7 protein-coding genes are annotated in these 9,185 nt (G+C 61.2%); all 7 read left to right on the top strand.

Annotated elements, in window-relative coordinates; translation table 11 throughout:
* Positions 1-803: 803 nt before the first annotated feature.
* Entirely contained in the window at positions 804-3,836 is a 3,033-nt protein-coding gene (ileS, locus tag VJV58_RS05030) for an isoleucine--tRNA ligase (RefSeq protein ID WP_324136240.1), read from the top strand.
* Entirely contained in the window at positions 3,809-4,330 is a 522-nt protein-coding gene (gene lspA / locus VJV58_RS05025; protein WP_414641410.1) for a signal peptidase II, read from the top strand. The genes ileS and lspA overlap by 28 nt, the downstream gene beginning before the upstream one ends.
* Before the next feature lie 92 nt (positions 4,331-4,422).
* Positions 4,423-5,139: a hypothetical protein gene (locus VJV58_RS05020; protein ID WP_324136238.1), complete on the top strand. Its 717-nt coding sequence runs from the start codon at positions 4,423-4,425 to the stop codon at positions 5,137-5,139.
* A 176-nt stretch (positions 5,140-5,315) separates the two neighbouring features.
* Positions 5,316-6,707, top strand: a complete 1,392-nt coding sequence (locus VJV58_RS05015) for a M16 family metallopeptidase (RefSeq protein WP_414641408.1) — start codon at positions 5,316-5,318, stop codon at positions 6,705-6,707.
* Complete coding sequence (locus VJV58_RS05010) at positions 6,704-8,074, top strand: M16 family metallopeptidase (RefSeq protein WP_414641407.1); 1,371 nt, start codon at positions 6,704-6,706, stop codon at positions 8,072-8,074. The genes VJV58_RS05015 and VJV58_RS05010 overlap by 4 nt, the downstream gene beginning before the upstream one ends.
* 76 nt (positions 8,075-8,150) lie before the next feature.
* Complete coding sequence (arfB, locus tag VJV58_RS05005) at positions 8,151-8,570, top strand: alternative ribosome rescue aminoacyl-tRNA hydrolase ArfB (protein WP_324136236.1); 420 nt, start codon at positions 8,151-8,153, stop codon at positions 8,568-8,570.
* Positions 8,571-8,694: 124 nt separating this feature from the next.
* Positions 8,695-9,185 (top strand): DNA mismatch repair endonuclease MutL (mutL, locus tag VJV58_RS05000; RefSeq protein WP_324136235.1); only part of this gene is annotated, 491 nt, incomplete at its 3' end.

Raw genomic sequence — 9,185 nt, 5'->3', positions numbered from 1 at the left:
TGCCGGGTGAATCCGGTGAACCTCGCGGTGACTACGCTCGTGTGGTTCTATTTTTTCCCACGCGAGGCTGCGGGTGCATCGAGCACCCGGCATTCCCCACGCCCTCTGAATTTCAGATGGCTTTACGACTAGCAAAACTCGGGCGGCTCGCAGCGAGATCGCGCAGGTGTGTGAACTGTCCCGATGTCATTGCATGCAGTACCACCGCATCGGCGGTGTTCATCCCTCCCACTCGTGGCGAGGGAAAGCAGATCGTGAGCGGAGCGAACGATGTGCAGGGTGGGGGGCTGTTCGTGGTATGACGCAACCCCACCCGGCGCTTCGCGCCACCCCAGAGCGAGCCTTGCTCGTCTCGACCCCATAAAAAAGGGGAGGGATAAGAAAGAGCAACCCTCGCTCGCTTGCGGGCCGAGAGAGAACCAGATCGGGGCGAGAAACGCGAAGGCGCGTGTGTCTCGGAAACGTGGGAGGGATAAGAACGAGCGAGCGGTCATCGCGAGGAGCGAACGCGACGAAGGCAATCCATTCTTCCTGCTGGAGGGATGAAGACCGGTAGAAGGAGCGAGCTTCGCGCATCTCGAACCGTGTCCCCTGCCGCTGCTGGTGGATGCGGATGACAAGCCGTAGGGCTTTGCCACGGGCCGGTTCGCTGCTATGGAATGCCGCATGTTTGCGCGGCGCACCATCAGGATTAGTGGCCCGGCTTCCGCCTGAGCTTCGGCTCAGCGCAAGACCGGGACCCGCTAATTTTCATCCGCGAGCAAATCGCGTTTCAGCGCCCTTTGAGCCAAACCAGAGCATTCATGTCCAAAAAGCCGCACAACTCCGACGTCGCCGATTATTCGAAAACGCTTTACCTGCCGCAGACGGAATTCCCGATGCGCGCCGGCCTGCCGCAACGCGAGCCGGAAATCCTGAAGGACTGGAACGAAATCGGGCTTTACCAGCGGCTGCGCAAGCAATCGGCGGGCCGGCCGAAATTCGTACTGCATGACGGGCCGCCCTATGCCAATGGCAACATCCACATCGGGCACGCGCTGAACAAGATCCTCAAGGACGTCGTGACCAAGAGCCAGCAGATGCTCGGCTTCGACTCCAATTACGTTCCGGGGTGGGACTGCCACGGCCTGCCGATCGAATGGAAGATCGAGGAAGAGAACTACCGCTCCAAGGGCAAGACCAAGCCCGATTTCCGGAATTCCGCCGCGATGGTGGCGTTCCGGAAAGAATGTCGCGCTTATGCCGGACATTGGCTCAACGTCCAGCGCGAGGAATTCAAGCGACTCGGCATCATCGGCGATTGGGATCATCCGTATGCGACCATGGATTACTTCGCTGAAGCGCAGATCGCGCGCGAGCAGATGAAGTTCGCCGCCAACGGAACGCTGTATCGCGGCTCCAAGCCGGTGATGTGGAGCGTGGTGGAAAAAACCGCGCTCGCCGAAGCGGAGGTCGAATACGAGGATTACACGTCGGACATGGTCTGGGTGAAGTTCCCTGTTACGCAGATCGAAATTGCTTCCGGAAAAGATGCGTCTGTCGCGATCGTGCAAGCAGTGAGTGATGCCAGTATCGTGATCTGGACCACCACACCTTGGACCTTGCCCGGCAATCGCGCGATCAGCTTCTCGTCCAGGATTGCTTATGGGCTCTATCGCGTCACCGACTCGCCTTCGGACAACTGGGCGCAAAGCGGCGATCTACTGATTTTGGCCGACGCACTCGCGGATGCAGTGTTCAAGCAGGCACGCGTGATCGGTTACCAGAGGGTCGGAGACGTGCCGGCTGCAGCGCTAGTCGCCATGGAATGCGCGCATCCGCTGGCGGGCTTTTCGGGCGGCTACGAATTTCGCGTGCCGCTGCTGGAGGGCGACCACGTCACCGCTGACGCCGGCACCGGCTTTGTCCACACCGCGCCAGGGCACGGCCGTGAAGACTTCGACGTCTGGACAGCGAATGCGCGCGCGCTCGAAGCACGCGGCATCAACACCACGATCCCCTACACCGTGGATGAGAACGGCGCGTTCACCGATCAGGCGCCGGGCTTCACGGGAAAACGCGTCCTCAATGACAAGGGCGAAAAGGGCGATGCCAACGACGCCGTAATCAAGGCGCTTGTCGATGCCGGCATGCTGCTGGCGCGCGGGAGGCTCAAGCATCAGTACCCGCATTCCTGGCGCTCGAAAAAGCCGGTGATCTTTCGCAACACGCCGCAATGGTTCATCGCGATGGACAAGGACATCGCCGCGGACCAGAAGGCCAGACCGGGCGACACGTTGCGTGCCCGGGCATTGAGCGCGATCTCCGTGACCCAGTGGGTACCGGCCACGGGCCAGAACCGAATCAACGGCATGATCCAAAGCAAGCCCGACTGGGTGCTTTCGCGTCAGCGTGCCTGGGGCGTGCCGATAGCGGTGTTCGTTCGAGAAAAGGGTGACGGCACAGCCGAAATCCTGCGGGACGAAGCCGTGGACAAGCGCATCACCGACGCCTTCGAGCAGGAAGGTTCCGATGCTTGGTACATAGATGGTGCGCGCGAGCGTTTCCTTGGCTCGCTTGCCAATGAGGATTGGAAGAAAGTCGACGACATCTGCGACGTCTGGTTCGACTCCGGCTCGACGCACGCATTCGTGCTGGACGATCCCGCACACTTTCCGAGCCTCGCCGGCATCAAGCGCAAGGTCGACGGCGGCGATGATACGGTGATGTATCTGGAGGGATCCGATCAGCATCGCGGCTGGTTTCAGTCCTCGCTGCTGGAAAGCTGCGGCACTCGTGGCCGGGCTCCATTCGACGTCGTGCTCACCCACGGCTTCACCCTGGATGAGAACGGCCGCAAGATGTCGAAGTCGGTCGGCAATACCGTCGAGCCGCAGAAAGTGATCGCCCAGTCCGGTGCAGATATCTTGCGGCTGTGGGTGTGCGCGACGGACTATGCGGACGACCAGCGCATCGGTCCGGAAATCCTCAAGAACACCATCGAGACCTACCGCAAGCTTCGGAATTCGATCCGCTGGATGCTAGGCACGCTGCACCACTTCAAGCCGGACGATGTGGTCGCGCACGCCGACATGCCCGAACTGGAACGGCTGATGCTGCATGAACTGGCCGAACAAGCGGCCGTTGTCCGCAAGGCCTACGCCGAGTTCGATTACAAGACGGTGGTCGCGAGTCTCTCGGCGTTCATGAATTCCGAACTGTCGGCGTTCTATTTCGATATCCGCAAGGACGCCTTGTATTGCGATCCGCCTTCCTCGCTGACCCGTAAGGCGGCGCTCACCACGATCGATCTGATTTGCGATTCGATCCTTCGATGGTTTGCGCCGGTGCTGAGCTTCACCTGCGAGGAAGCCTGGCGACTTTACAGGCCGAATGCCGAGCCATCGGTGCATCTGACGCTGTTCCCGGAAGGTCTTGAGGCATTCCGAGACGAGAAGCTTGCCGCCAGGTGGGACACCATCCGTAACGTTCGCCGTGTCGTCACCGGCGCGCTCGAAGTCGAGCGCGCCGCAAAGCGCATCGGCTCGTCGCTCGAGGCCTCGCCGCTGGTTTACATTTCCGACAAGGAGATATTTGACACGCTGTTCGATATCGACCTTGCCGAGGTCTGCATTACCTCGCACGCCATGGTCAGCAATGCCGAACCACCGCCCGGAGCGTTCCGATTGAATGAAGCCCCCGCCATCGCTGTCCTGGTCGAAAAAGCCGTGGGCACCAAATGCGCGCGATCATGGAAGATCCTGCCGACCGTCGGCAGCGACCCGGAATTTCCGGATGTCTCGCCGCGTGACGCGCAAGCCTTGCGTGAATGGAAAGCACTGGGAGTAGCGGTTTGAACTCCCGTCTCCGTCCCGGCGTGATTGCCGCGCTGGTTGTGCTTGTGCTCGATCAAGCGACCAAGCTCTGGCTGCTGTTCGTGTTCGACATCGGCCGCCGCGGCGCGGTCGAGGTGACGCCGTTCTTCGATCTGGTGCTGGCCTGGAATGTCGGGATCAGCTTTGGCTGGCTACAGAGCGAAAACCAACTCGCCCAGATCGCATTGATGGCGATCAAGGCGATAGCTGTGATCGCGCTCGCGATCTGGATGGCGCGGTCGCGTACCCTGATCGCCACCGTCGCGCTCGGATTGATAATCGGTGGGGCGATCGGGAATGCCATCGATCGCTTTGCGTACGGAGCGGTGGTCGATTTCGTCCTCCTGCACGTCCAGCTCGGGGGCAAAACCTTCAATTGGTACGTGTTTAATCTGGCCGACGTTGCGATCGTTGCGGGGGTAGCTGCCCTGTTGTATGACTCGTTCCTGGGGGCACCCGCCGCAAAAGCGCCCTGATCCCGGCTAATACGACCTCAACTCGTATCTGCAAGTCAGGCGCGCTCGCCCTGAATTACCTGCGGGCCACGATGAATTTGAACGGATTAACGATGCGCGACACCAAAGCCCGCGATTGGATGGTGCGAAATTCACCGACACGGCTGGCGCGTACTCTCCGGCTTGCCCTTGTCGCCACTGGCATTGGCCTGATCATGGTCGCCGGAGCCGCGCGCGCGCAGGAAGACGACGATGACGACAAGACCTTCGAGGAGAAAATCATCGAAGGTATTATGTCCGGAATCGGTGGCACCAACATGGAAAACCGGGGCATCGAATATCGGGAGAGGTCGCCACTTGTGGTACCTCCCAAGCTTGATTTGCCGCCGCCCGAGACCGTGAAGACCGAGATCAAAGATCCGAACTGGCCGAAAGATCCGGATGTGCAGCGCCGGAAGGCGGCGGTCGCGGCGCGAAAAAAATCGAATAAGGATCCGATGGAAGCCGCTCGTATCTTGACCCCGAGCGAACTCAACGTCGGCAAGACGGCCGCTCCAGCCCGCACGAATGGCGACCCGATACAACCCGGGGCTTCCGGCAATCCGAGCCTCAGCCCGGCGCAACTCGGATTCACTGGCGGCTTGGGCAAGCTTTTCGGCGGCGGCAACAAAATGGAGACGGCTCCGTTCACAGGCGAACCGACGCGGGAATCACTGACCCAGCCTCCGCCGGGTTACCAGACACCGTCGCCTAATTTCGCTTATGGCACCGGGCCGAAGGAGTCGCTGAACAAGGAATACAATCCGGCCGCCGGAAAATATGGCAACTAGACGCTGCGGTCTCGCGGCTTCGTGACACGTACTCGCTGCCGGACGGGGTACAGTGGCTTAGCTTCTTCACGCGCATGTTGCGGCTTAGCTTCCTGCTCAAGGAGTCCCGCGTGCTCCAGAGCGGTTTCAGGCGAAGGAGATGTTCGCCTCAGGAAAGCGCGTCAAATCGATAGGTCATGATGTTCTCACCGCGTTACGTTGTCCCGCTTTGCGCCGTGCTACTTTCGGCGCTTGTTGTCTCTGCCACCGGAGCCGTCGGCCAGACCACGGTGACATCGGATCCTCCCGCCAGCTTCACGCTCGACAACGGTCTGCAAGTGGTGGTGATTCCCGATCACCGCACGCCGGTTGTCACCGAGATGATCTGGTACAAAGTCGGCTCGGCCGATGAGACGCCGGGGAAATCCGGTCTCGCGCATTTCCTTGAACATCTGATGTTCAAGGGCACCAGCAAGCATCCGGCCGGCGAATTCTCCCAGACCGTGCTGCGGATCGGCGGCAACGAGAATGCTTTCACATCGGTCGACTATACCGGCTACTACCAGCGCGTGCCGCGCGATCAGCTCGGCAAGATGATGGAATTCGAGGCCGACCGCATGACTGGCCTTATTCTGAAGGACGAAAACGTGTTGCCGGAGCGCGACGTCGTGCTTGAGGAATACAATATGCGGGTTGCCAACAACCCGGAAGCGCGGCTGATCGAGCAGATCATGGCGGCGCTGTATCTCAACCACCCTTACGGCAGGCCGGTCATTGGCTGGCATCAGGAGATCGAGAAGCTCGATCGGCAGGATGCACTCGCGTTCTACAAGCGATTTTATGCTCCCAATAACGCGATCCTGGTGATTGCCGGGGATGTCGACGCCAACGAGATCCGGCCCATAACGGAGCGAACGTTCGGCGAAGTCGCCGCTCAGCCCTCGATACCGGCTCGCCGCATTCGTCCGCAGGAGCCAGAGCCGGCCGGACCGCGCAGTGTGACGCTATCGGATGCCAGGGTCGAACAGCCCGGGCTCAAGCGCTATTATCTGGTTCCCTCTGCCGCCACTGCCGCCGCGGGGGAGAGTCCGGCACTCGATGTTCTCGCCCAACTCATGGGCAGCGGCAGCAATTCCTATCTTTATCGCGCGCTGGTGATCGATAAGCCGCTCGCCGTTAGCGCCAACGCTGGCTACCAGGGCACTGCGCTCGACCCGAGCCAGTTCATGATTTCGGTCTCTCCGAAACCCGGCGTTGAGTTTTCTCAAATCGAGCAGGTGATCGACAGCGTAATCGCGGACATCAGACAAAATCCAGTCCGCGCCGAAGATCTCGAACGGGTCAAGACACAACTGATCGCCGAAGCAATCTATGCTCAGGACAACCAGGCCACGCTGGCCCGCTGGTATGGCGGTGCGCTCACCACCGGATTGAGCATCACCGACATTCGAAGCTGGCCGGATCGCATCCGCGCGGTGACGGGCGAACAGGTCCGGGCCGCCGCGCAAAAATGGCTGGACAAGAAGCGCTCGGTCACCGGCTATTTGATCAAGGATCTTGCAGCCAAACGCGAGGAGAAGCGCTCGTGAGTTGTTTTCGAACCGGCGCGCTGCGCTTGTCCTATATTGTTGCCGCCTTCCTGATCCTGCCGCTGTGCTCGACGCCCTCGCTCGCGGCGGCCAAAATCCAGCATCTGATTTCGCCCGGCGGGATAGAAGCCTGGTTTGTGCAGGACGCCACCGTGCCGCTGATTGCGATGGAATACGCGTTCGGGGGCGGCGCGACCCAGGACCCGGTCGGCAAAGCCGGAGTTGGAAATCTGGTCGGCGACCTGCTCGATGAGGGGTCGGGTGACATGGACTCCAAGACGTTTCATGAACGGCTTGACCGCCGCGCGATCGAATTGAGCTTCACCTCAACGCGAGACTATTTGCGCGGCTCGCTCCGCATGCTCAAGGACAACCGGGACGAAGCGTTCGGTCTATTGCGGACCTCGCTGACATCGCCGCACTTCGACAGTGCCGATGTCGAACGCATTCGCTCGCAGGTCATGTCCGGTTTGCGGCGTGACACGACCAATCCGACCTCGCTCGCCAGTCGCAAGTTTCTGGAAGTCGCGTTCGGCGCTCATCCGTATGGCCGGCAGGCCAACGGCACGCTGGAAAGCGTGGCGAAGATCGAGATTGCCGACCTCAAGGATTACGTCCGTCACGTGCTCGCAAAAGATACGCTGAAGATCGCCGTGGTCGGAGATGTCGACCCGGCCACGCTCGGCCAATTACTCGACAAGACCTTCGGCGGATTGCCGGCCCATGCCGAGCTTACGCCGATCCCTGACATTCAAGCCGCCCAGCCGCCGAAGCGTGAGTTTATTCCACTCGACGTTCCGCAAACGGTCGTGACGTTCGGTGGCCCCGGAGTCATGCGGCACGACCCCAACTTCATGGCCGCCTATGTGGTCAACCACATTCTCGGCGGCGGCGGTCTGTCCTCGCGTCTTTACCGCGAAGTTCGTGAGAAGCGCGGCCTGGCCTATTCAGTTTATGAGTCGTTGTCGTGGATGGAGCACTCCGCCCTGTTCATTGGCAACACGGGCACTCGTGCGGACCGGGCTGGCGAGACCGTCGAGGCCATCAACAACGAAGTCCGCAGGATGGGCGAGGACGGTCCGACTCAAAAAGAGCTGGATGAGGCCAAGTCCTACCTCAAGGGCTCGCAGATGTTGGCGCTCGACACGTCATCGAAGCTCGCGAGCGCGTTGCTGCAATATCAGCTCGATCGGCTGCCGATCGACTATATCGAGAAGCGTAATTCCATTATCGACGCGGTGACACTGGACGACGCGAAGCAAGCCGCCCGGCGGCTGTGGGGGCAAGGCCTTCTCACCGTGGTCGTTGGCCGTCCGCCGCAAGCCGTCGCGCAGCCGGCGGCCGCAACCCCGGCCGCCGCCAATTAGAGGACTAACGCAGCAAGGCAAGTTGGCGACAAACCAGCTATCCTGCGCCACCGATTCTGACCATTCCGGTGACGCCATGCTGCGGATCTCCCGCGACCTCTCGATCGACGAGAACGAGATCGAGATTTCTTTCGTCCGCGCCTCCGGCCCCGGCGGGCAGAACGTCAACAAGCTTTCCACCGCGGCGCAATTGCGTTTCGACACGCGCCGGATTGCGCTCGCCCCCGACGTCGCTGCGCGGCTCGGCAGGCTTGCCGGGCAGCGGATGACCAAGGAGGGCGTGATCGTGATCCATGCGCAACGTTTCCGCACTCAGGAGCGCAACCGCGCGGATGCGATCGAACGCTTGGTGGAATTGCTGCGCGAAGCGGCGATACGGCCAACTCCACGACGGCCGACGCGCCCGACGCTCGGATCAAAACAGCGGCGGCTGGAAGGCAAGAAGAGGCGTAGCGACGTGAAAGCAAAGCGCGGCACGGCGCGATATGACGATTGATCCGAACTTTCACCCGTGGACAGCGGGGAGAGCCGGCGAAAGCGGCCGGTTTGGTCGCGCACGCCCTCCCGCGACCCTCCAAAAGTCCCTAGACTGAACTCTCTGCCCGCCGAGTGCGAACAGCATGCCCGTCCGCCAGCTCCCTGAACAGCTCGTCAACCGCATCGCCGCCGGCGAAGTGGTCGAGCGTCCGGCGAGCGCGGTGAAGGAGCTGGTGGAAAACGCCATCGATGCCGGGGCAAGCCGCATTGACGTTTTCACGGATGGTGGCGGCCGACGAAAAATCAGCATCACCGATGACGGCAGCGGCATGACATCAGCCGATCTCGCGCTCGCTGTCGATCGTCATGCCACATCGAAGCTCGACGACGAGGATCTGCTGCGCATCCGCACACTGGGGTTCCGTGGCGAAGCGCTGCCCTCGATCGGTGCGGTGGCGAAGCTCGGTATCACGACGCGGCATCATAGCGAGCCTCATGCCTGGTCGCTGTCGGTTGAAGGCGGGCAGAAATCGGCGATGGTGCCGGCGGCACTATCGCAAGGCACTCGCGTCGAGGTCAGCGATCTCTTCTATGCCACGCCCGCCCGGCTGAAGTTCCTCAAGACCGACCGCAC

This window comes from Bradyrhizobium sp., assembly GCF_035273305.1.
GTDB lineage: Bacteria > Pseudomonadota > Alphaproteobacteria > Rhizobiales > Xanthobacteraceae > Bradyrhizobium.
This window is presented reverse-complemented; position numbering and strand designations above follow the sequence as displayed.